We start from the raw sequence: 23,101 nt of genomic DNA, 5'->3' as shown, positions 1-23,101 counted from the left end.
TTCCACGCAGGTGGCTGGGTCGCGGATGAACTTCCGCTACTGCCGCATACGGCGCTGTCGAGAACCTCCGCGTCTGCCGATGTGCGAGTGCTCATGCGGTGTTGGCTGACTGGATACTGATCACTGCTCCGGATGCGCGGAGTGAAACCGCTAGAGCCTCCATTTCGACTCGGGTTCCTTCGATGCCTCCGGCGCGGAGCTGGTCGGCCATCGAACGCGCCTCGATGAGCGACAGCGCTTTGACAGCCCGTAGCGCCCGCATCACTGCCGCCGGCGTTGCGTTGTCGCCGGTGAGTTGAAGCAGGGTCGGACCGTTAGCGGCCAGGATCGCCGAGCGCATCCGCGCTGGCGGTGCTTCACAGCCGCGTTCGTACCAGACACATTCACACTTCGGGCAGTTGCCTTCCAGGTCCCATTGGTGTTTCACTCCCGAGAGTGCCTCGATGACTGTGGCTTCGATCAGCGACCCGCACTCGATGCAGTTGGTCATGTAGGGCGCGGATTCAACCACTGTGTCCATCGTGCTGAATCCTAGATCCAGCTTCCCGCAATGGTCGACAAGAGCGTCCGCGTCTTCCGCACATCGCGCATTCACGAACGCGCGCAAATGGAACGGTGACCGGTGAGAGGCAAGCCATTTGAGAGCCACACCAATGACACTGGTGGGCAGCCGATTAGGGAGCTTCTCACCGGGCACCTGGACCCGATCCCGGCCGGGATCAGGCCCTGGCACCAGTGTTAAGTAGCCGATGACGGGATATCGGCAAGCCTGGTCAAGCCTCGGAATCGGCGACGTACCAGTACAACCGATCGAGGCTGGTCGAAGCCGGCTCCTGCCAGGGTTTACCGTCAGACGAGATTCGGTTGTTGTCGAGGTCGAAGCGAACAGATCCTGCTTGGTTGCTGGCGGTGAGTACTACCCCGTCCTCGGACAGGGCAAGGGTCTCCCACGCGCCGCAGGCTTCGAACTCCAGCCGTATGAGTTCGTGGTCGTCGCAGTACTGCAGACCTTGCGGATGCCCAGAGTCCAGGACACGGGGCCGGCGCAGAGTCCGGCCTTGCAGCTGGCCGTTGTTGAGCCGTGCCAGCACGCCCTGGTGTGGTCGTCCCACTCAATAATTCCGGTTACCGCCTGGGGGACGCGATAGCGTCTGTGGCGGAAGACCCCGCTGCGGCGAAGTGCCAACGTGATCATCGCCGGATGATCTTCTGCGAGGAATTGCATCGGATGCGTGGCCTGTTCGGCCGAATCGGGCAGTGCCTGCGGCGTCTACGGTACATCGGCTTCTCTTTCGCGATGCGGCACGTGCTGCGCACACCGCTCGCCGAGCTCGAGCGTCAGGATCCGCCGTTCGATAGCGCGCCAGCCCGGTTGCCACGTGTGGTGCGGTGGGTGACTCCAGCGCTGGTGGGCACCGTCGAGTGCAGGGAATACGTTGACGCAACGGCGTCACCCGAGTTGGCGAGGGCTGCACGCAGACCCGTCAGCGTGCGCGCGGACCAAATTCTCCGCGACCTTCGGCCCGCCGCACCCGCCATCGACGCCGACCCTTCGAACCCGCGCAGTTCCTCCTCGGTGCGAGCCGGTCTCACCCGGTACGGCCCGACCGCGAACTCGCTCAGCGGCGGCCGCCGAAGCCGGGCGGCGCGTAGCGCGGCGAGGCGACACAGGCTTAGCGCCGGATCCCGCACGCTTACGCCACTGCCCCCGTGGTCGCCTTGATCGCGTTGGCGGGTGTGTTGTTGACCCGGCGTCGCGCGGAAGGTCGGCGACACGCGGCTCGTAGTCGACGGAGGGTGCGGTACAACGCGATTTATAGTGTGCATTGCGGGCAAAACTTCGGCTATCAGGTCGAGCCAGTCACTATCACGTAGAACCAGTTCCGGGTCGGCAGCGCATCAGGGCCCGACAACCGTGAATTCTTTCAGAAAGGCGCCATTATGCCCGTCCAGCACACTGCCCGGTACCGCGCGATCACTGCGGCGACGATGGCAGCCCTCGCATTGTCCAGCGGCGTTCTCCCCGCGTTCAATTCTGCGGCAATCGCGTCGGCGCAGGTGTTCCACGCCTCGCCCGCCGCGACAGCGCAAACCGAGCTCTACACCGAGATGCGGACGCTATGGGGTGAGCACATGGACGGGACCTGGGCGACCGTGGTCGCGTTCGCCGACGACCCCCTCGCACTGCTGCCCAGTCTGGGCCGACTGCTGCGCAACCAGGTCGACATCGGTAACGCGTTCGCGCCGTACTACGGCCAGGAAGTCGCCGGGCGGCTCACCGGCCTGTTGACTATCCACATCTTGCAGGCCGTGCCAGTCCTCACCGCCGCCCAGATCGGCTACAAACCGGCACTCGACACGGCAGTCGCGGCCTGGCATGCCAACGCTCGAGATATCGCCGACTTCTTCGCTGCGATCAACCCCAACTGGTCGCGGCAGGACATGCGTGAGGCGATGAGCATGCACATCGACCAGACCGTCGCTTACGCAGCCGCCGTCATCGACGGCAGGTACAGCGACGCGACCGCCAAGTTCGACAAGGCCAAGGCACACATGATGGATGTCGCCGACATCCTCAGTCAGGGCATCGTCGCCCAGTTCCCGGACAAGTTCTAGACTCTCGGAACATGCTGAGGCTCAATTGTTTTCGGCGGTTCCAGGCGGTCAGGTGCTCGCCTCGATCTCTGGCGCCCCTTGGCCTCTGCTGTTCCATATCGGCCCGGATTCATAAAGTCGATGAACTCGGTGCCCGGACCAAGCGTCAACCAGATGCGTTCTCCAGCGCTGACCAGGGCAAACTCAACCACCGGTTCGTGGCTGTGCCATAAGTTGCCACACTCTCTACATCCGTCCGATGCATGAGCACCAGTCCGGAGGACCGGTACCGGATCGACCGCGAGCCAGCAAATCCTGCGGCCGAAATCGGCTCGCGGAGAAGCGGAGAAGCGCGGAGTAGATCGTCACGCCGCAATGGACATCGGCATCCGAGGCGACAGAGGGCTGTCCTAGCGGTAGCGCAAAGATTGGACGACCTGAATGTCGAGTTCGTCGAAGCGGGACGGAAGGATCTTCGTTAGCCAGACCTAGCTCGGGCTATCGCCACAGAAACATCCGTATTCGTCCCACGCGGTGGCCCGAGCGCTGCGTGCGAGTCCATGCTCAACCGCGCGTGCGATTTCGTCCGTGCCTGTGTGCCAGCGGCACTCACCCTCCCGAGATCGCTCGATTCTGCTCGCAACTGCGCGAACCACCCAGTGGTCTGTACGCCTGATGTCGAGTCACGACGCCGACCGGAAGGCGGGATGTGGGTACACCTCCGAGGTGATGCGGACCCACACCCGCCGAGGCAGGACGGCTGCCGACCTGTCAGGGCTCGAGGTCGACCACACCTTTGCCGCTCGCGATGTCGAGCGGCACCGACACCTGATCGTGCGCGATCAACCAGGTGTCGTCGATCTTCCGCATGCCGTATGTGACCCGGACCCACATGCCGCCGGTTGTGGCCCCGTTCTTCAGCGTGCCGCTGAGACGAGCGAAGGCGTGCCCGAATGCCACATCGTCGCCTACGGTGAACGTCAGGTCGCGAACCTCATAGGCCACACTCTCGAAGAGCATGAAGACTTTCGCCCAGTTCTCGAGTTTCGCCGCTATCCCGACATGCTGGAGCGGCGGCTCGACATCGAAGGACACGACGTCGGTTGTGTACAGCTGTTTCAGGGCGTCGAGGTCCTTGGCTCGCAGTCCTTCGACCACCTTGTCGATGTGCCGGCGAAGCTCGACTTCGGCTACCTCGATACGGTCAGTGCGTGTCTGAAAGTCGTTGGGTGTGGTCATGATCGGCTCCTCAGGAATTGACGAAAGTGGTTTCGGCGGCGGCTCGCAGCGGCGCGAGCGCGGTGCTCCATGCGATGAGCTGATCCAGCAACGTGTTCAGCGCCGTGGCGTGGCGGTCGCTCGGTGTGAAGGTGCTGTGGTTCTCGAAATCGGTGAGCAACGAGATCTCGACCGGACGGCTCACGTCGGCCATGCCCAGCGTGCTGCAGACCACCCGCAGCTGCGCCACCGCGCGAGCGCCGCCGCTCACGCCGTAGGAGACGAATCCCACCGCCTTGTCGGTCCATTCCGCGCACAGGTGGTCGATGGCGTTCTTCAGCACCCCGGGAACGCCGCCGTTGTACTCCGGGGTCACCACCACGAAGCCGTCGAACGGGGCGATCCGCTCCGCCCAGGCGCGGGTGTGCGCATGCACCGACGGGCCGAACATCGGCGCCACGGCCTCGTCCAGATGCGGCAGCGGGTGGTCGCGCAGATCGATCAGTTCGAACTCGGCGTCGCCGCGCCGCGATGCCGAGTCCACAACCCACTGGGCGACCTGCGGGCCGTTGCGGTTGGGCCGGGTACTGCCGAGGATGATGCCGATTCTGATCATTTCCAGAACTCCTGATTCGCTGAAAGTGTCGCGACCTTCCGACGACACAGCCGTCCGGAATGTCAGGCCGCCTCGCCCGCCCGTCACCACCACCCCTCATCGAGACGCTTCGCGTCGCTCACATTTCTGGTCGCTGATTCGTCGATTTCTGTGAGGTACGCACAAACCGAAGGAGCCGACCATGACCGACCCGCACCTGCCCGGGGTGATCGGTGAACGCCGTCAACTGATCAATCTGGCCTACCGGCTGCTCGGCTCGCTGGCCGAGGCCGAGGATGTGGTGCAGGAGACTTACGCGCGCTGGTACGCGCTGTCCGAGCGGCAGCGGGAGGAAGTGGCGGCGCCCGGCGCGTGGTTGACGACGGTCGCCAGCCGGATCTGCCTCGATCTGCTCGGCTCGGCGCGCGCCAGGCGGGAACGCTATGTGGGCGAATGGATTCCGGAGCCGGTACCCAGCCGGTCCGAATGGCTCGACGGCTCCGCCTCCGTCGATCCCGCCGACCGGGTCACCCTCGACGAGTCGATCAGCATGGCCTTCCTCGTCGTGCTGGATTCCATGACGCCGGCCGAGCGGGTGGCGTTCGTCCTGCACGACGTCTTCCGCTACTCCTTCGCTGAGGTCGCCGACATCGTCGGGCGCACCCCCGCGGCCTGCCGCCAGCTCGCCTCCAGCGCCCGCCGCCGCATCCAGACCTCGAAGGAGCCGTCTGGCCCCGAGCGCGCCGAGGTGGTCCGAGATTTCAAACGGGCTTGGGAGACAAAAGATATCGAGGCCTTGATCGGCCTGCTCGACCCGCAGGCGATCGCCACGGCCGACGGCGGCGGCCTGGCACCATCCTTCCTCGACCCGATCAACGGCGGCGAGCAGATCACTCGGGCCTGGATGGAAATCGCCGCCCACGGCCCCGCGGTAACCCTGCTGGAGCGTACGGTGAACGGCCAACCCGGCCTGGTAGCACAGCTCGACGACACCATCGTCTCGGTCTACGCCTTCGACATCGCCGACGGCCGGATCACTCGCATCTGGGTGATCCGGAACCCGGAGAAACTGAGGCCCTGGACGGCCCGCTGAACCGAACTGCGGATCCGCAAGTAGTTCCAGCGGCACCACAACCTGCTCAGGATTCCGGCAGCAATCGCGCTATCAGCCCTCGGACAGTTCTACGACCTCGATCTGTTGGCTGAAAGTGATCCGGCGCCGCTCGGTCTCGGCAGGCTTCTCGGGAGTCTCACCCCACCGGATCGTGGCGAGCCACAGGCCATTCGGGTCGGTGACGACGGGAACCAATTGCATGATCTTGCCGAGGCGGTTGTAGCCCCCTTCGGACCGCCCGAGAAACTTGCCGACGAACGTCTGGTCAAGATCCGCCCCGGTCAGGCGAGTGACCTTCACCTCGCCTTCAGCACCTTCAGCACCTTCGGAACCGATGAGCCGGGCACGGTACTGCTCTGTAGCCATAATCCCTGATCTCTCTAATTGTTGGATTGGCTCAGCATTTGCTGTGAATCTTACGCGATGCGGAGAATGAAGTTGAGCGCCGATATTTCACAAACGCCGCGATGTTGCTGGCTACCGGCATGGCAGAGGTGAATCCACTCATGGCCGTGCTATATCGTCCGGCAGCTGGCCGGCCGAGGCGTTGTCCACGGACGCGGGGCGGCGTCGAGGCCTTCGTGGGTGCTTTGGGCGATCAGTTCACGGATGAACTCGGCCAGCACTCGGCTCGAGGCGCCGGAAGGGGGCCGTCCTCCGAGACGTGACTGGTGCGGAATACCCTGCCGCCGACCAGGTTTGCGCGGACATTCTGTGCGAAGGTGGCGAAGTCTCCGCGGTTCGGCTGCGGCGCGATCATCAGGTTACCGTCGCCCCCAGAGTCCGCGACCTGCAGAGTCTCCCCTTTACCCCAGACGTTCTGGGGGGACATCCCCCAACCGTCGGGCACGGTCACCTGCGATTTGCCGTCCACCGCGACAATCGTCTGAGCGGACATCAGCCGGATCTCATAGAATGCCGAAACCGAAACCGCCACCGCATGATTCGGCTCCGTCGTCCGTTCATGGGCCAGCGCGGCAGGCCCCGCCGCCGCGGCGATCAGCATAGGAGCCACGCCCAAACCCAGCCGGACCATCAACACCCGGACCCCGCCGCGCCGCCCCACCCCGAACCGGGCATTCTCGAAAAGCACTATCCAACAGCTACGACAGGGGCTTTGGGCGAGTACTCGGTGCGATCGAGGCGCGGCTCGCAGGTGAGTACTACGACCCTGCCGCTCGAAGCCGATAACCGCTATCGAGTGCGTGCGACCACCAACCGGCAACTCGGCCACTCGGTTCCGCTGCCCGGTCTGCGAGAAGCTCGCCAATAAATTGCTGCCATCGATCTGGTCAATTGACCAGAATGTAACACGGGCATCCTATGGTGCGAGCTACCCTGTCCGCATGCTCAGATCATTTCGCCGCAATGTTCGTGGCCGCCAATCGATTCGGCGCACGGTTACTGCGGCTGCAATTACTTTGATTGCAATTGGCGGGGCGCAGCCCCTCTCGAGCGCTGAGGAACCCGTTGCCGGATCAGTGGCGATTTCCGGCGCGGCAGAGTTTCTCGCGGCGATTCAGGGCGGCCGGCTGCTGGGGGTGCCGCCGCTGCCTGCAGTCATCGAGGGCGCAGGCGCCGGTCTGTCCTCCGCCGAGTTCTGGACGAACTATGTGCACGAGGTGTTGACCAAAAACTCGATCCTGCTGCCCATTCCGATCGACGTCGTCAAACCCGATGTGGTGCTGCCCCACGCCCCGGTCGAGGCGGGCGTCGAGGTGACGGCGCTGCCCTACGCGCCCGTCGATCTACTCGGGGTGACCTACGAGTGGGCGGACCGGAGGAAGACCGTCGGCGAGTTCCTCAACGACACCGGGACCGACGTGCTCGAGTTCGCACACAATGGCGCGTTGGTCGCACAGTACTTCGCCAACGGCTGGTCAGCCGAGGTCGCCCACCAGGCGTGGTCGACGACCAAGTCTTTCGTCTCCACACTGGTCGGCATCGCCCTCGACCAGCAGCTGATCGCCTCGCTGGACGATCCGATCGAACGATATGTCCACGACTTGGCAGGCACAGCATGGCACGGCGTCACGATCAGGAACCTGCTCGAGATGCGATCGGGGGTCCACTGGGACGAGCACGCCGAAGATCTCGCTCAGAACACCCAGGTCATGCAGTGGATCGACATGGCACTGGACTACTACACCGAGGGGCAGGCGGGAAAGACCAGAAACGAGTTCCTGCAATCGCTTCCCCGAGTCGAACCGCAGGGCGTCCACTTCAACTACAACAGCGCCAATACGCAGGTCCTGGCCTGGATGCTGGAGAGCGTCTACCGCCAGCCGTTCAATGCCATACTCTCCGACCAGTTGTGGCGACCGGCGGGCATGGAAGCCTCCGCCGACATCATGACCGACCGCACCGGCGCCGCCATCGCTTCGCAGGCCCTCTTCGCGCGACCACGCGATTTCGTCCGCTTCGGCGAACTCATGCGAAATAATGGCCGTACCCCGGATGGTCGCCGGATCGTGTCCGCACACTGGATCTCCGCGGCGACCACCAACATGAAACCGGCCAGAGACACCGGCGACACCACCGACGGCGGCTACGGCTTCCAATGGTGGAGCGGTGCGACACCGGATGGATTCCAGGCCAACGGATTCCAAGGGCAGTACATCACGGTCGCCCCGACCGCGTGCTTGACCGGAGTGCGGTTGGCACACACGCTGCAACTGAGCACGGACCTGACCTTCGCCGGTCAGGGAAACGCGGAGTGGCAGACGCTCTATCGAGCGGTGCTGGACCGGCTCGGCGGATGCCGCTAGCACCGATCAGCTTTCACGCCCTTCCCACTTCAGTAACCGATTGGCCCGAAATGATCGACTCATCCGCCACGAATTCCTCATCCACCGAAAGGCGCTCCGTCTTGCGTTCGGCGCGGCAGGCGAACTCGATCGCCTTCGCCGGACAGGGTTTGTTCCTGGCCGTTGTGCTGACCGAATTGCCACAGCTGAAGGACAAATTCGATTTGAGCGAAGCCGCGCTCGTCGGCGCTGTAGCCGGTATTTCGCTGATCGCCGCTCTTGGGAGCGTGGCCGCCGAGCGCGTGGCAGTGCGATGGTCCAGTAGAACAGCATTGCGTCTGGGCCTGTGCCTGGTCGCGATCTCGGGGCTCGCGATCGCCTGCTCGCCGGTGCCCGCCGCGCTGTTCGTCGCCTTGGCGATCTACGGCATCGGGCTCGGCGCCGTCGACGCCGGGACGAACATGCAGGCGGTTCTCATCCAGCACGGCCAGGGGCGGTTCATTTTGTCCTCGTTCTACGCGGCCTGGAGCGCCGGGGCGATTGCCGGCGCGTTGTTCGTCGCGGCATGCGCGGCGCTGGACCTGTCCGTCAGCGTCGCGATCGGGGTAGCGGCGGTCGCGGTGCTGCTGGCCGGGCAAACCCTGGGACCGCGATTGCTCGGCGCGGCCGACGCAGAGTCCGGGCCCGACGAACACGACCCCGCGCGACCGGTCCCGGTCGGCACGTTCCTGATGTTCGGGGTGACGCTGGCGCTGGCTTTCGCGATCGATCTCGCCGTGGGCAACTGGTCGGCGCTGTATCTCAGTGAGGAACTGCATGCTTCGGCGGCGGCATCGGCGCTGGCGCTGGCCGCTTATCAGGGTGCCTCACTGGCCGGGCGGCTGGCCGGGGACACCGGGGTGCGGCGCTGGGGCTCCCGCACCGTCAGCCGGTGCGCGGCCGCGATCGGATCGGTCGGCCTCGCGATCGTCGTGGTCGCGCCCACGTCTGCGATCGCGATCATCGGCTTCCTGGTCGCCGGTATCGGGCTACCGCTGATCGCGCCACTGTGTTTCAGCGAATTGGGCCGCCGGACCGGCGGTCGGGGGCTCGATGCGCTGATCGCACGGCTCAACCTGTTCAACTACGCGGGCACCCTGGTCGGAGGCGTGGTGGTCGGGTCCGTCGCGACCGCCGCGAACCTGCGGGCCGGATTCGCGATTCCCCTGCTGTTCGCGCTCGCCCTGTTCGGCCTGGCGCGAATCTTTTCGCAGAGGCTGCGCCACAGCAGTGCGACCGCGACGATTCCCGGTCAGAACTGAACCGGGTGTCGCCGAGGAACGAACACGGCCGCGCGAAACCATTGCCGCAGAACTGGATTGGACGTGTGATCAGATGGTGGGCGACCGCGCCGCAAATCGCGGCACCGTAAGCGCGAGGCTGGACCTCCCGACAATTCCGCCCGCGGTCCTGAGCGGGATCGTCGAGATCGGCGCGCGCGAAGGATGCGATATCGGGCAATGGTTCACCGGCACCGGACTGGCCGCGCCCGAGGTTCTGGCAGCGATTACGAGCGCTTCGCGTAATCGGCGAAGCCCTGCCAGTCGAGCATCACGCAGGGTTCGTCTCCCACGGTCCACGCGTCGTGGCCGGGTGGGACGATCATGAAGTCGCCGGGTCCGTATTCCTGTTGCTCGCCGTCGTCCATGGCTACCACCATCCGACCCGAAATGCAGTAGCCGACGTGGGCGGACTGACAGCTGTCGGTCTGAGCAATCGGCTTGACATGCTCCGACCACCGCCAGCCGGGTTCGAAAACCGCCCTGCCGACCGGCCCTCGATCGAGGTTGACGACATCGACTCTGCCTTTGTCCTGCTCGAAAGGCCGGGTCTCTTCGGGTGATTCGAAATTCTGGCGCACCAGACCGGACATGGCGGTTCTCCTTCGACATCCAGCCCCCGATGGTGGGTAGGTTGCGGCCCGCGATCGATCAGCGCGACGGACCGCTCCGGTAATGCTCGGCAAATCGCAGTTACCGAATAGCATCCGCGGCCGACGGCAAACATCACGCGCACATGCCGACAGCTACGCGGCGCACGGCCACCAGCACGACCGAACATGGAGAGCCCCGGTCCCGGGCAAGGACCGCTGAAGTGGGCACGTGGCCTTCGGATCGAGAGAGACCGAAGTGGTACCGCTTCTATTCGGGCCGCACGGCGGGCCCTGCTCAGTCGGTGGCGGCGATTGTCTCGTCGGGCCGGTTGAGGCGCCCAGGTCGGGGCGGATGGGTGGAATTCTCGCCGCACAGGTGATTCAGGCCGGTGAGGGTAAGCAGCCGGTGGACGGGTGGGGAGGGCTTGCGCAGGGTGAGAGTCGTGCCTCGTTCTCGTGCCGCGGTGCGGAGGAGCCAGAGCGTATCGATCGTCGCCGCGCTGAAGAAACTCACGTCGGCCAGGTCGATCTCGATGTGGTCGACGGCGGGATCGGTGACCGCCGTGCCGACGGCGTCGTAGAACTGTCCACCGGTGCCATAGTCGATTTCGCCGCGGCAGACGACTTCGCACCGGTCACCGGATCGGCGCGTCACCACTGAGAGATACGAGCCCGGGGTGACGAAGTCGTCCGCGATATCGGTGCTCGGCGAAATATCGTGCTGGTCGTTCATGAGGTGTCACCTCAGCGATCGAGGGCGGACACCCGCGCGCATTTGTGTGACGAGGGTGCGGGGGTTCGTCCATCAGACCGCAGGCCCGCGGTGGTGTCTAGTACCGGAAACGAACCGCGACCGGCCAGAATGCGAACCGCGGCCGCCCCGTCCTGCCTGAGCGGCACGCCCGAGGCCGCCACGATGCGCGGAATTGCCACTCGACCGGCCGCCCGTCCAAGGACCGGTTCGGCGCGCGCAGACACCGTTTGTGCCGCCCCCCGGCCGACCGGGATGAGGGGGCTCGCGACGACGTTATTCAACGGCGCATCGCCGCGCGCGAGCGCGGTTCACGCACGATATGGGTCTGTATTTCGATGTGGACACGATATCGAGGACCATTGCTCGAGGTCACCGCGCCCAGCACACACTCGAACGGGCTCAAAGATCAAGTGATCACCTTTCATGTTTGGACACCTGTTCAGGTTGCTGACTCGAAAGGAACTGTGACATGAGCGCTCTGGGCACCCCACTCAAGAAGATCGTCGCCATCAGCGCGATCATCGGCGGCGCCGGCATGGTAAACGTCGGCCAAGCTTCCGCCGTTACCGATCAGGAATGGGACAGCCTCGCCGCGTGTGAGTCGGGTGGTAATTGGAGTAGCAACACCGGCAACGGGTTTCACGGCGGCCTGCAGTTCTCGCCGGGCACATGGGCTGCATATGGCGGTGCCGCGTATGGGCGGACTGCCGACAAAGCCACCCGTGAGCAGCAGATCGCCGTCGCCGAGCAGGTACTTGCCGCTGAGGGCTGGGGTCCTTGGGCAGGTTGTTCGGCAGCGCTCGACCCTTTCCGCTGAGACGGCCGAGATGTCCAGCGGGTACGACCGAGCCATGACCCTGTCATCGTCCCGGTCCTCATGAACGCCGCCCGCTGCGGTGAACATCTCGCGGGGTGGTAGCCGCAGCGACGCCGGTCAGTGGGAACAGCACCAACCCTTGCGAGTGATAGTCGGCACTCCAGGATGTTCGGTCGAGTGTCAGCTGCCTCAGATGATCTCGGCGCGTTGATCTTCCACCGAGCCGCGTGGCCGTTTCGAACCACGCGGCTCGCGGCACAAGGGTGCATTCGGTGCATCTGACGGAACTGCCAGATGTCGAACCGGGTGAGGATCGCGGGGATAAGTCTCTCGGTCGCAGAACCTCTTGTTCCAGGCGCGCAATCCGATCGAGGCGATCGCGGTCTGTCGGCTTGCATGCCGACCGGATTGGTTCCGATCAGGACGCCGCCTACCGGGCAGGCGGTGATCCGAGGGTATTGAGATGGCGACTGCCTTGCAGACGACGAGGCGCCTGACACGGTGCGACGAGTGCGTTGGAGGGCAAGTCGTGCCTCTGGAGTAGATTGCGCGCCAAAGGTTTTACTGACTGCCCGATCTGGATTGGCCTGAGAATGTTTTTCGATGGGATGCCCGGCGACTGGAAGCCGATGCCGTTGGCGCAGGCGACACAACGCTTCGACATCGCCGAGGCGAGCGACGACAGTGTGTACCTGGAGGACCTGTTCGGCGACGAACCCCAGCACTTCTACGTACATACCGGCGACATCGAGGCCGATGGCCCGCTCGTGCTGGGTAACGGCCCCGGCGAAGATGAGGACACCGTCTACGTCGTCGACGGCGACCTGACTGTCAACGGCCCGGTCAGCTTCCTCAACATGGACATCTACACCTCGCTCTATGTCACCGGTTCGCTGAAGGCGCGTGATCTGATCTGCCTGTGGGACAGTTGCCTGTTCATCGGCGGCTCTCTGCACATAGACCAGCTACTCGCGACAGCGTTGACCGACGCCGGCCATCTGGTCGTCAAGAAGACGGTCTTCGCTCAGGCGTGGCTGGACGACTGTGACCGAGGCGCGATCTACTTCGATGACATCCAGGTGCCCAGACGGATCGGCGCTTCCGGCAATTCCTACCTCGGTGCCGACCACCCGATCGAAAGCCGGTCCGCCACCGTACGCCCCGAATACTTCGGCGAGAGTGGCGAACTCGACATGTTCCGGCTACGCACAGCGCTCATCCAGGGCCTGCCTGTGCTCCGCTGACTCACATCCCGTTTCCTCGGGCAAGCCGGACCCATCGCCGCAAACATCTCACTGGAGCACGTGGCAGTGGTTTCGGTGAGGGTGAAACGGCTCGGCCTCGTCGCCCCCGTCTGGCGACGGACTGAATGTCGTTTACTGACAAGGTCATCCGACCGGTTGGCCCGTCGTATGACGGACCAACCGGAAACACTCACTTCGCCGGGAACGGCGAGTTGATCGTGGTGAAGTACTGGATGGCCGCGCCTGCGGCGACCGGGGCGGTGACCAGGATCTGGCCGGCGAGCGTGCCGAGGGCGCCGACTGCGAGAATGCCGCCGATGCAGCCGACGGCGGCGGCGGGGATGAAGGGCCCGAAGAGGCCGACGATGGTGGCCGAGGCAACCGTAGCCCCGACGATGCCGCCGAGCACGCAGCCGACGGCGCCGCCGCCGAGTCCGCCGACCAGGGTGCCGATGGTGGCGCCCATGCTGATGGTGCTGGTCATCCGGGACCAGGCTGCCTGCTCCCGTTCGTATTCGGTCTTCCACGGCGCCTTGTCCTCGAAGGGCAGTGCGACCGGCTTGTAAACGGCCTTGTCCATGGACAGTTCCGGGGTGAGGGTGGCGGTGCGGCCGTTGATGTCGGCGCGGATCGGGAACTGGAAGTCGTCGATGTTGAAGGTCAGCGGCGTCGCGGCGATCACGGTCCCGCTCGGCGACTTCACCTTCAGCGCTCCGTCCTCGACCGTCAGCGCACCGGAATCGATCTCGACGATCGAGGCGGTGTCGGTGGCCTGCGCGGTGAAGGACACCGGCGATTCCGGTGTGGCGTGCGCGGTAGCGGTAGCGGTGGTCAGCGCGGCCAGAGCCAGCGCGGGCAGAGCCAGGGTCCTCATCAGCATGGAGATTTTCCTCGTTGTCGAACAGTGCCGAGCGGTGCGTCGGCTGTCTTACTATTGATAATGATTATCGTTAGCGCAAATCGGCCAACGAAACACGCTGTGCCGCAAGGTCGTCGCACCGCCGACTTGTCGTGCGATTAAAGATAATGGTTATCATTAGCGTCTGCGCGACGTTTGGAGGCTTCTGTTGGGACACCTGTTGATGGTGGAGAGCTGGGTCGGATCGATGAGCACACTGCTGCCTGCCGGAATTGGGGACAGCGGGCACACGTTCAGCTTCCTGACTCGCGATCTGGGGCACTACCTGCGCGGGAAGCCGGGTACGCATCCGCTGCTCGGCGCGGCCAATGTGCTCACCGCCGAGACCAACGACGAGGACACGCTGCTGCCGTACGTGCGGCGCCTGCACGAGGTGCTCGGCTTCGACGGGGTGCTGTCGTCATGCGACTACTACCTGCCCACCGTGGCGGCGATCGCCGCCGACTTGGGTCTGCCCGGCCCCGGCCGCGACGCGGTCGCCGCGGCCTGCCAGAAGCACCGCACTAGGGAACTGTGCGGTGCCGCAGGCGTTTCGGGTCCGGCGTTCGCGGTGGTGACGGGTGCCGAGGAGGCCGTCGAGGCGGCGCGGGGCATCGGATACCCGGTGGTGGTCAAACCGGTCGACTTGTGCGGCGGCATGTTCGTCACCCGCGCCGACGACGACGCGCAACTGCGCGAGGCGCTCGACAGGCTCGGCGGATTCCCGCGCAATGCCCGCGGCCAGGAGCGCTCACCTCAGGTACTCGTCGAAAAGCTCCTGCACGGACCGGAATTCAGCGTCGAGACCGTGACCGCCCGCGGCATCACCACGGTGGTCGGCGTCACCGACAAGCGTCTCACCGGCGCCCCGGCGTTCATCGAGGCGGGCCACATGTTCCCCGCCGCGCTCTCCCCGGCCGAACGCGACACCCTCACCGGCACGGCCCGCGCCGCGATCTCCGCGCTCGGTCTCGACGACACCGTCGCCCACATCGAGATCATGCTCACCGCGGAAGGTCCGCGTTTGATCGAGGTGAACCCGCGCCCGGCGGGCAACCGCATCACCGAACTCGTCCGCCGGGTCACCGGCATCGATCTGGCCGCTGTCCACGCGCAGGTCGCCGCGGGGCAGACGCCCGATCTGACGGTGCGGCCCACCGGAATCGGCAGTGCCGCCATCGCTTTCGTGGTGCCACAGGAGGTAGGCACCTTGACCGCGCTGACGGGTGCGCAGGACTGGCCGCTCGACCCGCGGATCGTCGAGCACACCCTCGCCGAACCCGGCACGACCGTGCAGGCCGCGACGAACAACAACACCTATCTCGGCCACGTCATGGTTGGCGTCGAATCCTCTGACGCCGCAGGAGATCTCGCTCGATCGCTGATCGAAAAACTGTCGGTCGAGGTCGCTCGATGAGTCCCGTGCAGACCACCGCCCCGTATTCGGTCGCCGAACTCCTGGCCCGGGCCACGGACGGACGCCTCGGCCCCGACCCGGCGACCCTAACGATCTCCAACGCCTTCCTCACCCGATACGACACCCGCCACCGGGGCAGCCGCAGCGGCTACCGCAATGCCGTGCTCGGCCTGCGCACCGGAGCCTCGGTCGGCTCGTGCAGTATCGAGCCCACTGCGGACAACGACGAACTGCTCGACGACTGTGTCGGCGTCCGTGTGGCCGATCTCCTGCGGCACTCGCTGCTCCCGGTGCGCATCGCCGCCTTGGACGCCTATCTGATGCACCTGCGCCCGCATCCGGCGGCAGTCGGCACGATGGCTCGTGCGGTGACGATCGAGCCCGGCGACAGCCTGGCGAAATCGCGGCAGCGGGCGCGGGCGGTGGTGGCGCTGCTGCCCGAGCACACCCGCCGCGTGCTGGTCGTCGGCGTGGTCGGATCGCTGCTCGCCGCGCTGCGTGAACGCGGAATAGCGTATATCCCTTGCGATTTCGCTGGCGGCACCACCGAGTGGGGTGAACCAGTGCGCCGCGACCTCGATGGAGTCGCCCGTGACTACGACGCCATGCTGGTGACCGGGATGACCCTGGGCAACGGTTCCTTCGACGATTTGGTGGCCGAGGCTCGAGACCGCTCGCTCCCGCTCGTCGCCTACGCCCAGAGCGGCAGTGCGGTGCTGCCGTGGTTCCTCGACGCCGGTGTGTACGCCGTGTCGGCCGAACCGTATCCGTTCTTCTCTCTCGACGGCGGACCGAGCACGCTGTTCCACTACCGCAGCGGGGTGGACGCGTGAAACCCCAACCGGATCTGCTGGCATTGGTCGGCGGTACTCCCGTGATCCCGGTCCCTGCCGGTGCCACCCACTATCTGGCCAAACTGGAGGCGGCGAGTATCGCGGGAATGAAAGCGCGCGCCGCGGTCTCCATGCTGACCGCCGCCCGCGCCCGCGGCGAGCTCGAGGCCGGTGCGCCGGTGATCGAATCCACAAGCGGCACGCTGGGACTGGGCCTCGCCCTAGCGGGCAAAGCGCTCGGCCATCCGGTGACCCTCGTGGTCGACGCCGGTCTCGAACCGGAGATGCGCTCCCTGTTCACCGTCTTCGGCGTCGGACTCGACATCGTCACCGAACCACACCCCGACGGCGGTTGGCAGCAGGCCCGCCTCGACCGGCTCGCCGCCCTCGTAGCCGCGACACCGGGCGCCTACTGGCCCGACCAGTACGACAACCCCGACAACGCGGCCGGATACACCGCCATGGGCCAGGAAATACTGGACCAGGTCGACCGAGTCGATGTCCTGGTCGCCGCGATCGGGTCGGGTGGGCACTGCGCGGGCCTGACGAAGGTGCTGCGCACCCGCTGGCCGGATCTGCGGGTCGTCGGCGTGGACGCGGCCGGGTCGCGGATCTTCGGCCAACCCGACCGGCCGCGCCTGATGCGCGGCCTCGGCAGCAGCATCCTGCCGCGCAATGTGGCCTACGACGACTTCGACGAGGTGCACTGGGTTGGTGCGGCCGAAGCGGTGGCCTCCTGCCGCGAGCTCGCCGCGCGGATCGGCGTCGCCGGTGGCTGGAGCACCGGGGCGGCCGCCCTGGTCGCGGACTGGCTGGCACGGCGCGAACCCGATTCCCGCGTCCTCACGGTGTTTCCGGACGGACCGCACCGCTACCTGCGCTCGATCTACGACGACGACTGGTGCCACCGGCACGGCCTCACCGCGATACCGGCCACCGAACCAGACGAGCTCGCCGCCCCGGATGCCGTCGAGGTCCACGGCTGGGCCCGGTGCGCGGTGGTGCGTGATCCCCGTCGCGAGCAGGTGGGCGCATGAGGATCACCTGGCAGAGCACCCGCTTGGAACTTGCTCGCCCCCTTCGCATCTCCCGCGCGAGCATGTCCGGACGCGACGCAGTGTGGGTGCGCCTGAGCGACGGGGAAGACTACGGCTGGGGTGAAGTGGTCACCAGCCCCCGGCTGGGACTCGACACCGCGCGCATCACCATCGCGCTCACCGAACTGGCCGCCCGGATCGAGGCCTGCGGTGCGCCCGAACAACTTCGCGCGAACCTGCCCGGCCTGCGCGCCGCCTTCCCGCTGCCGGTGGTCTGCGCCGTCGACAGCGCGGTGCACGACCTGCTGGCCCGCCGCGCAAGCGTCTCCGTCGCGACGTATCTCGGCCTGCCTCATCGTGTTCGGGTACCGACCGCCTGCACGATCAGCCTGACGAGCGTCGCCGAGGCCGGTGACCGCGCCGCCGAACTGACCGCCGCCGGGTTCTCCGTCGTGAAGATGAAACTCGGCGCGCCCGACCCTGCCGACGACATCGCCCGCGTCCGCACGGTGCGTGCCGTCGCCCCGTCGGCGACCTTGCTGCTCGACCCCAACGGCGCCTGGGACGCCACTACCGCAGTGACCGTGCTGCGGACATTGGCCGAGCTCGATATCGCCGCCGTCGAGCAGCCGGTGCCCGCCGCTCGGCCCGCGTGGCTGGCCGAGGTCGCCGCCCGTGCGCCGATGCCGGTGATCGCCGACGAGGACGCAGGCACCGTCGCCGACCTGGACCGGCTACCGGACGGGATCGGCGGCATCAACATCAAACTCGCCGAATGCGGAGGGCTCGATGCCGCGCTCGCCATGATCGGCCACGCCCGCGACCGCGGCCTGGACGTGATGCTCGGCTGTCAGGCCGCCAGCTCGCTCGGCATCGCCCCGGCGGTGCATCTGCTCGGCGCCGCACGCTGGGTCGACCTCGACGGGCACCTGCTGCTGGCCGAGGACCCATGGACCGGTCTCGGAGCCGCCGACGGCGTCCTGAGCACACCGGCCGGGCCTGGTCTTGGCGTCACCACCGCGGTGGCCGCGCGGTGAGCGCCTTGATGGAGCTGCGGAGTCTCCCGCGGTCGGTGCGGTTGCTGCTGGCCAATCAGTGCCTTGGCAATATCGGGTTCTTCATGCTCGTGCCGTTTCTGGCCGACTACCTGCGCACGGATTTGGCGCTGTCGGTGACGGTCGTCGGCATCGTCCTCGGCGTACGCAATCTCAGCCAGCAAGGCTTGTTCCTGGTCGGTGGGTCGGCCGCGGACCGGCTCGGCGCGCGCGGGGTGATCATCGTGGGCGCTGGCATCCGCGCGATCGGTTTCGTGCTGTTCGCGATCGGTGGGTCCCTGCCGGTGGTACTGGCCGGGTCGGTGCTCACCGGATTCGCAGGCGCCCTGTTCAACCCGGCCGTGCGTGCCTACATCGCCCGCGACAGCGAAGACCGCGCGGCGCAGGCCTTCGCGTGGTTCAACGTGTTCGGCAATGCCGGATGCGCGCTCGGTCCGGTGATCGGGACCGTGCTGGTGGGAGTGGGTTTCCGGATCACCGCGCTGACGGCGGCAGCGGTGTTCGCCGGATTGACCGTGGCGCAGCTACTGCTCCTGCCGAACCGGCCCGTACCGCCGAGCGGCACAACCTTGCGCGCGGACTTCACCACCGTGTTCACCGACCGCCGGTTCTGGGCGTTCTCGCTGGCGCTGGCCGGATTGTTCGCGCTGCAGAGCCAGCTGTACCTGCTGTTCACCCTGCAGGCACGCGACCTGGCCGGAGCCGCCGCGGGTCCGGCCGCCGTCGCCGCTCTCTTCGTCGTGGAGACCGTCGCGGTGGTGGTCTTGCAGGTTCCGGTGACCAGAGTGCTGGGCCGCCGCGGCGAGCGCGGCCCGATGATCGCGGCCGGAATGGCCTTGCTCGGCGCGGCGTTCCTGCCCGTGCCTCTGGCGGCGGCAGGAGATCTTCCCACCGGGACCGGCGTCACCGATGTCGCCGTGCGCATCGCTCCCGTCCTGCTCGGCGCTGTGGTGCTGGCACTGGGGGTGACGGTGGCGCAGCCGTTCGTGAACGAGGCCATCCCACGCTTCTCCGGTCCCGCGCTCACCGGAACCTATTACGGCGCTTTCTATTTGGCTTCGGGTCTGCTCACGTTGGTCGTGGGTGCTCTGGTCGGCGCGGTCGTCGACCACGGCGGCGGGCCGCTGGGGTGGCCGCCCGCTCTGGTGTGCGCCGCGCTCGGATTCGGCTCGGCCGCCGCGGTGCTGGCCCTGCACCGCGCGCGGCTCCTGCCCGGCCCCGAAGTATCGACTTCCCCGGCGCAGCCGCTGCGCCCCGCGAAAGGCAACCGATGACCCCCGCAGGCCCGGTTCTCTTCAGCGAGAACCTGCTCACCGACAACCCCGCCATCTACGAGCGCACCTTCCCCGGCACCGGTGCGGACAACGCGCGATTCGTCGCCGACCTGGTGGACCGCTTCGGCACCGGCCCGCGGCTCAGCCTGCTCGACGCGGGCTCGGGCACCGGCCGCGACGCCGCCCGCCTGGCCGAACTCGGCTATCGGGTGCGCGGCGTCGACCTGTCCGAACAGATGGTCCGCTACGCCCGGACCCGTTGCCCCGCCGTCGAATTCGTGGTCGGCGACCTGCGCGCCCTCGACACCCCGGCCCCGGTGGACGTGCTCACCTGCCTGGGCAGCACCCTGCTGCACCTGCACGACACCGCCGACGTGCTCACCGCCCTGCACCGTTTCGCCGCCTGCCTGCGGCCTGGCGGCCTGCTCGTCCTCGAGATGCGCAACGGCGCCTTCCTGCTGACCGACCGAGGCCGTCGCGAACTTCTCGACGACCAGCCGCAGCGGCACATCGAATGGGAGGGTCTGACATACACCTCGCGCACCCGCCTCACCGTCGACCTGCCCGCCCAGCTGCTGCGCCGAGAACGAGTGTGGACCTGGCCGGGCTGCGCGGAGCCTGTCGCGCAGCACACCGCCTGGCGGCTGCTCTTCCCGCAGGAACTGCGTCACCTGCTCGGCAGTGCCGGATTCGAGGTGCTGGCCCTGTTCGACCAGCCGGGACCGCTGACCACACCGGCGTGGCCCGGTGACGGAACACTCGGCGACCGTCTCGACGGCGACCGATTGCACGTGGTCGCTCGCCGGGCCCGCGGCGAGGAGGCGCGATGAGCGTCCCGATCCGCGTCGGCGTCGGCGCCGCCTTCGGCAGCTGTGGTGAACTCCTCCAGGGCGTCACCGCCGAGAACGGGCGCGATTTCCTGGTCACCCTGCCGATCACCCGCGGCTCGGTGGCCGTGTTCGAACCCGACCCCAGCCGCGACGACGTGACCGTCGTGCCCGCCCACAAGACCAAGTCGCGTGCTGTCGCGGCCGCCGTGCTCGCCGGATCCGCGGCGCTGCGCGGCGGCGTGCTCACCGTGCTCGGCGACCTGCCCGAGGGTAAGGGCCTGGCCAGCTCCACCGCCGACTTGGTCGCGACCGCACGCGCCGTCGCCGACGCGGAGAACAGGACCCTGGCCGCTACCGAGATCGAGGCCGTCTTGCGCGGCATCGAACCCTCCGACGGCATCATGTATCCGGGGGCGGTGGCCTACTACCATCGCGAGGTCCGCCTGCTGGCCGCACTCGGCGCGCTGCCGCCGCTGACCGTCGTCACCGGTGACGAGGGCGGCTGTATCGACACCGTCGTCTTCGACCGGCACCGGCCGACCGTTTCAACAGCCGTCGCACGCGAATACAGCTCCCTGCTGGCTACACTCAGCGACGCCATCAGCCGCGGCGACGCCGCCACCATCGGCGCGGTCGCCACCCGTAGCGCCCGCCTCAGTACACCCCTGCGTGAGCGCCCACACCTGGAAGCCACCATCACCGCCGCCGAACGCATCGGCGCCCTCGGCGTGGTCGTCGCCCACAGCGGAACAACCACCGGCATTCTGCTCGACGAACACGACCCGCAATTATCGGCGAAAATAACTGCGGCACAACAGATTTGTGCACAGTTTGCGGTGTCGGTCGATGTCCATCGCTCATGGCGGCCGGGCCCGCCCGACGGCGCGGATCCGGCGCTGTCCGCGGCGGTGGCGCGGTGATCACCCTGCACGACATCGGTTTCTCCTACGGCGGGACGGTCGTACTCGACGGCGTCGGGCTCCTTGCCGAGTCCGGTGACACCGTCGGGCTCATCGGCCCCAACGGGTCGGGCAAGTCCACGTTGCTGCGGTTGATCTACCGCGCGTTGCGGCCGACCGCCGGGGTGATCACCATCGACGACACCTCCGTCACCGCACTGCGCGGCCGGGCGCTGGCCGAACGCCTCGCGGTGGTCACCCAGGAGTCCCCGTCGGATACGCCCATGACCGTCACCGAATCGGTCCTGCTCGGTCGGGCGCCGTGGGCCAGTGCGGTGCAGGGCATTTCGCGGGCCGACCGGATCACCGCGGCGGCCGCGCTGGAACGCGTCGGCGCCCGGCACCTGGCCGCGCGGCCGTTCGCGCAGCTGTCCGGCGGTGAACGCCAGCGGGTGCTGATCGCCCGCGCCCTGGCCCAGCAGGCCGATCACCTGCTGCTCGACGAACCCACCAACCACCTCGACATCGGCTACCAGCACGAACTTCTCGGCCTGGTCCGGGATCTGCCAGGCACCACGACGATTGTGGTGCTGCACGATCTGAACCTGGCCGCTCGCTACTGCGACCGCCTGATCCTGCTGCACCACGGACGGGTCCGCGCGGCGGGCACGGTGGACGAGGTACTCCTCCCCGAGGTCCTCGAACCCGTCTATGGCGTCGCAGTGCAGCGGGCCGACGCGTTCGGCGCGCCGCAACTGCTGTTCGGTCCGCGTGCAGGCACCGAGGAGAAGGTGGCGGCGCGATGAGCGTCGATGATCTCGGCCACGACCGCCACCGCAGGCACATCCTGCTGTGGGTCGGCGGCCTCACCGCTCTGCTGCTGCTCGTGTTGATCCTGGCGACCGGCCTGGGCCCGGTGTCGGTGCCGCCGGCGACGGTCGCGCGAATCGTGGGCCATCACACCGTCGGGTTGCCCGCCGCGGGGGAGTGGACGCCCGCGCAGGACTCCATCGTCTGGCTCGTGCGCGTGCCCCGGGTTCTGCTCGGCGCGCTCGTCGGCGCCGCGCTGGCGCTCAGCGGTGCGGCCCTGCAGACGCTCGTGCGCAATGTGCTGGCCGATCCGCACATCCTCGGTGTCACCTCCGGCGCCTCCACGGGCGCCGCCGTATCCCTGCTGTTCGGCGTGTCGGTCGCGGCGGGCGCGCTGGCCGCCAGCGCCTTCGCCGGTGCGTTGGCCGCCACGGCGCTGCTGTTCGCGGTCGCGCGCATCAACGGCGCGATGACCTCGCTGCGGCTGCTGCTCGGCGGCGTCACCATCGGCTACCTGTTCTCCGCGGCCACCAGCTTCCTGATCTTCGCCTCCGACAACCAGGAAGGCGCTCGCACGGTGCTGTTCTGGCTGCTCGGCTCACTCGGCTCGGCCGCCTGGTCGAGCGTGGCCACGACGACCACGGTCACCCTGGCCGCCCTCGCCACGTTGATGCTGCTCGCACCCCGCCTCGACGTGCTCGCCGCCGGTGACGACACCGCGCGGGCGCTGGGCATGTCCCCGGTCCGGTTGCGCATGCTCGCGCTCGGTGTCGTCGCGCTCGCAGTCGGCGCGGTGGTGGCGGTCGCCGGGGCGATCGGATTCGTCGGGCTGATCGTGCCGCATGTGGCCCGGCTGTGCGTCGGCGCCACACACAGGCAGCTGCTGCCGGTCTCGGCGCTGCTGGGCGCGCTGTTCCTGGTGACCGCCGACGTCGTGGCCCGCACCGCGTTCGCGCCGCGTGAGCTGCCGCTGGGCATCGTCACCGCCGTGGTCGGCGCCCCGTTGCTGCTGGTGCTGATCCGGCGATTCCGCCAGTCCTCCACCTGATTTC

Annotated in this window: 25 protein-coding genes; 16 read left to right on the top strand and 9 right to left on the bottom strand. The window is 67.1% G+C overall.

Annotation, left to right across the window (positions count from 1 at the left end; genetic code table 11):
• Positions 1 to 91: 91 nt before the first annotated feature.
• A complete protein-coding gene (locus tag ACRWNM_RS10885) occupies positions 92 to 520 on the bottom strand; it encodes a hypothetical protein (RefSeq protein ID WP_431966155.1) in 429 nt (142 codons plus the stop codon).
• A 253-nt stretch (positions 521 to 773) separates the two neighbouring features.
• Positions 774 to 1,091, bottom strand: a complete 318-nt coding sequence (locus ACRWNM_RS10880; protein WP_431966153.1) for a hypothetical protein — start codon at positions 1,089 to 1,091, stop codon at positions 774 to 776.
• A gap of 110 nt (positions 1,092 to 1,201) precedes the next feature.
• Here ACRWNM_RS10880 and ACRWNM_RS10875 point away from each other — a divergent pair, with 110 nt between their 5' ends.
• Positions 1,202 to 1,723, top strand: a complete 522-nt coding sequence (locus ACRWNM_RS10875; RefSeq protein ID WP_431966151.1) for a hypothetical protein — start codon at positions 1,202 to 1,204, stop codon at positions 1,721 to 1,723.
• Between the two features lie 266 nt (positions 1,724 to 1,989).
• Positions 1,990 to 2,616: a hypothetical protein gene (locus ACRWNM_RS10870; RefSeq protein WP_431966149.1), complete on the top strand. Its 627-nt coding sequence runs from the start codon at positions 1,990 to 1,992 to the stop codon at positions 2,614 to 2,616.
• A 750-nt stretch (positions 2,617 to 3,366) separates the two neighbouring features.
• On the opposite strand, the gene ACRWNM_RS10865 is transcribed toward ACRWNM_RS10870, so the two are convergent.
• Positions 3,367 to 3,834, bottom strand: a complete 468-nt coding sequence (locus ACRWNM_RS10865; protein ID WP_431966147.1) for a YybH family protein — start codon at positions 3,832 to 3,834, stop codon at positions 3,367 to 3,369.
• 10 nt (positions 3,835 to 3,844) lie between these two features.
• Positions 3,845 to 4,429 carry an NADPH-dependent FMN reductase gene (locus ACRWNM_RS10860; protein ID WP_431966145.1) on the bottom strand — a complete coding sequence of 195 codons (585 nt, stop codon included), beginning with the start codon at positions 4,427 to 4,429 and terminating at the stop codon, positions 3,845 to 3,847.
• Between the two features lie 181 nt (positions 4,430 to 4,610).
• Between ACRWNM_RS10860 and sigJ the strand changes: the two genes are divergently transcribed.
• Positions 4,611 to 5,501 (top strand): RNA polymerase sigma factor SigJ, encoded by an 891-nt coding sequence (gene sigJ, locus ACRWNM_RS10855; protein WP_431966143.1) that lies wholly within the window; start codon positions 4,611 to 4,613, stop codon positions 5,499 to 5,501.
• Between the two features lie 72 nt (positions 5,502 to 5,573).
• On the opposite strand, the gene ACRWNM_RS10850 is transcribed toward sigJ, so the two are convergent.
• A complete protein-coding gene (locus ACRWNM_RS10850; protein ID WP_431966141.1) occupies positions 5,574 to 5,888 on the bottom strand; it encodes a hypothetical protein in 315 nt (104 codons plus the stop codon).
• 232 nt (positions 5,889 to 6,120) lie between these two features.
• Positions 6,121 to 6,615: a hypothetical protein gene (locus ACRWNM_RS10845; RefSeq protein ID WP_431966139.1), complete on the bottom strand. Its 495-nt coding sequence runs from the start codon at positions 6,613 to 6,615 to the stop codon at positions 6,121 to 6,123.
• Positions 6,616 to 6,727: 112 nt separating this feature from the next.
• Between ACRWNM_RS10845 and ACRWNM_RS10840 the strand changes: the two genes are divergently transcribed.
• Both ACRWNM_RS10840 and ACRWNM_RS10835 read left to right on the top strand, forming a co-directional pair.
• Positions 6,728 to 8,290: a serine hydrolase gene (locus ACRWNM_RS10840; protein ID WP_431966137.1), complete on the top strand. Its 1,563-nt coding sequence runs from the start codon at positions 6,728 to 6,730 to the stop codon at positions 8,288 to 8,290.
• A gap of 50 nt (positions 8,291 to 8,340) precedes the next feature.
• Positions 8,341 to 9,570 carry an MFS transporter gene (locus ACRWNM_RS10835; RefSeq protein ID WP_431966135.1) on the top strand — a complete coding sequence of 410 codons (1,230 nt, stop codon included), beginning with the start codon at positions 8,341 to 8,343 and terminating at the stop codon, positions 9,568 to 9,570.
• A gap of 245 nt (positions 9,571 to 9,815) precedes the next feature.
• Here ACRWNM_RS10835 and ACRWNM_RS10830 read toward each other — a convergent pair whose 3' ends face one another.
• Together ACRWNM_RS10830 and ACRWNM_RS10825 are read right to left on the bottom strand one after the other, a co-directional pair.
• A complete protein-coding gene (locus ACRWNM_RS10830; RefSeq protein WP_431966133.1) occupies positions 9,816 to 10,181 on the bottom strand; it encodes a cupin domain-containing protein in 366 nt (121 codons plus the stop codon).
• A gap of 295 nt (positions 10,182 to 10,476) precedes the next feature.
• The gene (locus ACRWNM_RS10825) at positions 10,477 to 10,914 is read right to left on the bottom strand and encodes an STAS domain-containing protein (protein ID WP_431966131.1); all 438 of its coding nucleotides are present in this window, start codon (positions 10,912 to 10,914) and stop codon (positions 10,477 to 10,479) included.
• Positions 10,915 to 11,404: 490 nt separating this feature from the next.
• On the opposite strand from ACRWNM_RS10825, the gene ACRWNM_RS10820 reads away from it, so the two are divergent.
• Positions 11,405 to 11,752: a transglycosylase family protein gene (locus tag ACRWNM_RS10820; protein WP_431966129.1), complete on the top strand. Its 348-nt coding sequence runs from the start codon at positions 11,405 to 11,407 to the stop codon at positions 11,750 to 11,752.
• A 545-nt stretch (positions 11,753 to 12,297) separates the two neighbouring features.
• Entirely contained in the window at positions 12,298 to 12,996 is a 699-nt protein-coding gene (locus ACRWNM_RS10815; RefSeq protein ID WP_431966127.1) for a hypothetical protein, read from the top strand.
• Positions 12,997 to 13,186: 190 nt separating this feature from the next.
• On the opposite strand, the gene ACRWNM_RS10810 is transcribed toward ACRWNM_RS10815, so the two are convergent.
• The gene (locus ACRWNM_RS10810; protein WP_431966125.1) at positions 13,187 to 13,876 is read right to left on the bottom strand and encodes a hypothetical protein; all 690 of its coding nucleotides are present in this window, start codon (positions 13,874 to 13,876) and stop codon (positions 13,187 to 13,189) included.
• 187 nt (positions 13,877 to 14,063) lie between these two features.
• Here ACRWNM_RS10810 and ACRWNM_RS10805 point away from each other — a divergent pair, with 187 nt between their 5' ends.
• From ACRWNM_RS10805 to ACRWNM_RS10765, 9 genes are read left to right on the top strand one after another with little or no spacing between them, the layout of a single operon-like run.
• Entirely contained in the window at positions 14,064 to 15,311 is a 1,248-nt protein-coding gene (locus ACRWNM_RS10805; RefSeq protein WP_431966123.1) for an ATP-grasp domain-containing protein, read from the top strand.
• Positions 15,308 to 16,144 (top strand): hypothetical protein, encoded by an 837-nt coding sequence (locus ACRWNM_RS10800; RefSeq protein WP_431966121.1) that lies wholly within the window; start codon positions 15,308 to 15,310, stop codon positions 16,142 to 16,144. Before ACRWNM_RS10805 ends, ACRWNM_RS10800 begins: the two co-directional genes overlap by 4 nt.
• Complete coding sequence (locus tag ACRWNM_RS10795) at positions 16,141 to 17,181, top strand: PLP-dependent cysteine synthase family protein (RefSeq protein WP_431966119.1); 1,041 nt, start codon at positions 16,141 to 16,143, stop codon at positions 17,179 to 17,181. Before ACRWNM_RS10800 ends, ACRWNM_RS10795 begins: the two co-directional genes overlap by 4 nt.
• The gene (locus ACRWNM_RS10790; RefSeq protein ID WP_431966117.1) at positions 17,178 to 18,218 is read left to right on the top strand and encodes a mandelate racemase/muconate lactonizing enzyme family protein; all 1,041 of its coding nucleotides are present in this window, start codon (positions 17,178 to 17,180) and stop codon (positions 18,216 to 18,218) included. Before ACRWNM_RS10795 ends, ACRWNM_RS10790 begins: the two co-directional genes overlap by 4 nt.
• A complete protein-coding gene (locus ACRWNM_RS10785; RefSeq protein ID WP_431966115.1) occupies positions 18,215 to 19,510 on the top strand; it encodes an MFS transporter in 1,296 nt (431 codons plus the stop codon). Before ACRWNM_RS10790 ends, ACRWNM_RS10785 begins: the two co-directional genes overlap by 4 nt.
• Entirely contained in the window at positions 19,507 to 20,340 is an 834-nt protein-coding gene (locus ACRWNM_RS10780) for a class I SAM-dependent methyltransferase (RefSeq protein ID WP_431966113.1), read from the top strand. The genes ACRWNM_RS10785 and ACRWNM_RS10780 overlap by 4 nt, the downstream gene beginning before the upstream one ends.
• Positions 20,337 to 21,260: a hypothetical protein gene (locus ACRWNM_RS10775; RefSeq protein ID WP_431966111.1), complete on the top strand. Its 924-nt coding sequence runs from the start codon at positions 20,337 to 20,339 to the stop codon at positions 21,258 to 21,260. The genes ACRWNM_RS10780 and ACRWNM_RS10775 overlap by 4 nt, the downstream gene beginning before the upstream one ends.
• Positions 21,257 to 22,045: an ABC transporter ATP-binding protein gene (locus ACRWNM_RS10770; RefSeq protein WP_431966109.1), complete on the top strand. Its 789-nt coding sequence runs from the start codon at positions 21,257 to 21,259 to the stop codon at positions 22,043 to 22,045. The genes ACRWNM_RS10775 and ACRWNM_RS10770 overlap by 4 nt, the downstream gene beginning before the upstream one ends.
• Positions 22,042 to 23,097 carry a FecCD family ABC transporter permease gene (locus ACRWNM_RS10765; RefSeq protein WP_431966107.1) on the top strand — a complete coding sequence of 352 codons (1,056 nt, stop codon included), beginning with the start codon at positions 22,042 to 22,044 and terminating at the stop codon, positions 23,095 to 23,097. The genes ACRWNM_RS10770 and ACRWNM_RS10765 overlap by 4 nt, the downstream gene beginning before the upstream one ends.
• The last annotated feature ends 4 nt before the right edge of the window (positions 23,098 to 23,101 follow it).

The organism is Nocardia sp. bgisy134 (assembly GCF_965341865.1).
Classification (GTDB): Bacteria; Actinomycetota; Actinomycetes; order Mycobacteriales; family Mycobacteriaceae; genus Nocardia.
This window is presented reverse-complemented; position numbering and strand designations above follow the sequence as displayed.

Coding starts and splice junctions, on each gene's coding strand:
- ACRWNM_RS10885 (WP_431966155.1), bottom strand. CDS start 520: ATGGACACAGTGGTTGAATCCGCGCCCTACATGACCAACTGCATCGAG.
- ACRWNM_RS10875 (WP_431966151.1), top strand. CDS start 1,202: ATGATCTTCTGCGAGGAATTGCATCGGATGCGTGGCCTGTTCGGCCGA.
- ACRWNM_RS10870 (WP_431966149.1), top strand. CDS start 1,990: ATGGCAGCCCTCGCATTGTCCAGCGGCGTTCTCCCCGCGTTCAATTCT.
- ACRWNM_RS10865 (WP_431966147.1), bottom strand. CDS start 3,834: ATGACCACACCCAACGACTTTCAGACACGCACTGACCGTATCGAGGTA.
- ACRWNM_RS10860 (WP_431966145.1), bottom strand. CDS start 4,429: ATGATCAGAATCGGCATCATCCTCGGCAGTACCCGGCCCAACCGCAAC.
- sigJ (WP_431966143.1), top strand. CDS start 4,611: ATGACCGACCCGCACCTGCCCGGGGTGATCGGTGAACGCCGTCAACTG.
- ACRWNM_RS10850 (WP_431966141.1), bottom strand. CDS start 5,888: ATGGCTACAGAGCAGTACCGTGCCCGGCTCATCGGTTCCGAAGGTGCT.
- ACRWNM_RS10835 (WP_431966135.1), top strand. CDS start 8,341: ATGATCGACTCATCCGCCACGAATTCCTCATCCACCGAAAGGCGCTCC.
- ACRWNM_RS10830 (WP_431966133.1), bottom strand. CDS start 10,181: ATGTCCGGTCTGGTGCGCCAGAATTTCGAATCACCCGAAGAGACCCGG.
- ACRWNM_RS10825 (WP_431966131.1), bottom strand. CDS start 10,914: ATGAACGACCAGCACGATATTTCGCCGAGCACCGATATCGCGGACGAC.
- ACRWNM_RS10820 (WP_431966129.1), top strand. CDS start 11,405: ATGAGCGCTCTGGGCACCCCACTCAAGAAGATCGTCGCCATCAGCGCG.
- ACRWNM_RS10810 (WP_431966125.1), bottom strand. CDS start 13,876: ATGCTGATGAGGACCCTGGCTCTGCCCGCGCTGGCTCTGGCCGCGCTG.
- ACRWNM_RS10800 (WP_431966121.1), top strand. CDS start 15,308: ATGAGTCCCGTGCAGACCACCGCCCCGTATTCGGTCGCCGAACTCCTG.
- ACRWNM_RS10790 (WP_431966117.1), top strand. CDS start 17,178: ATGAGGATCACCTGGCAGAGCACCCGCTTGGAACTTGCTCGCCCCCTT.
- ACRWNM_RS10780 (WP_431966113.1), top strand. CDS start 19,507: ATGACCCCCGCAGGCCCGGTTCTCTTCAGCGAGAACCTGCTCACCGAC.
- ACRWNM_RS10775 (WP_431966111.1), top strand. CDS start 20,337: ATGAGCGTCCCGATCCGCGTCGGCGTCGGCGCCGCCTTCGGCAGCTGT.
- ACRWNM_RS10765 (WP_431966107.1), top strand. CDS start 22,042: ATGAGCGTCGATGATCTCGGCCACGACCGCCACCGCAGGCACATCCTG.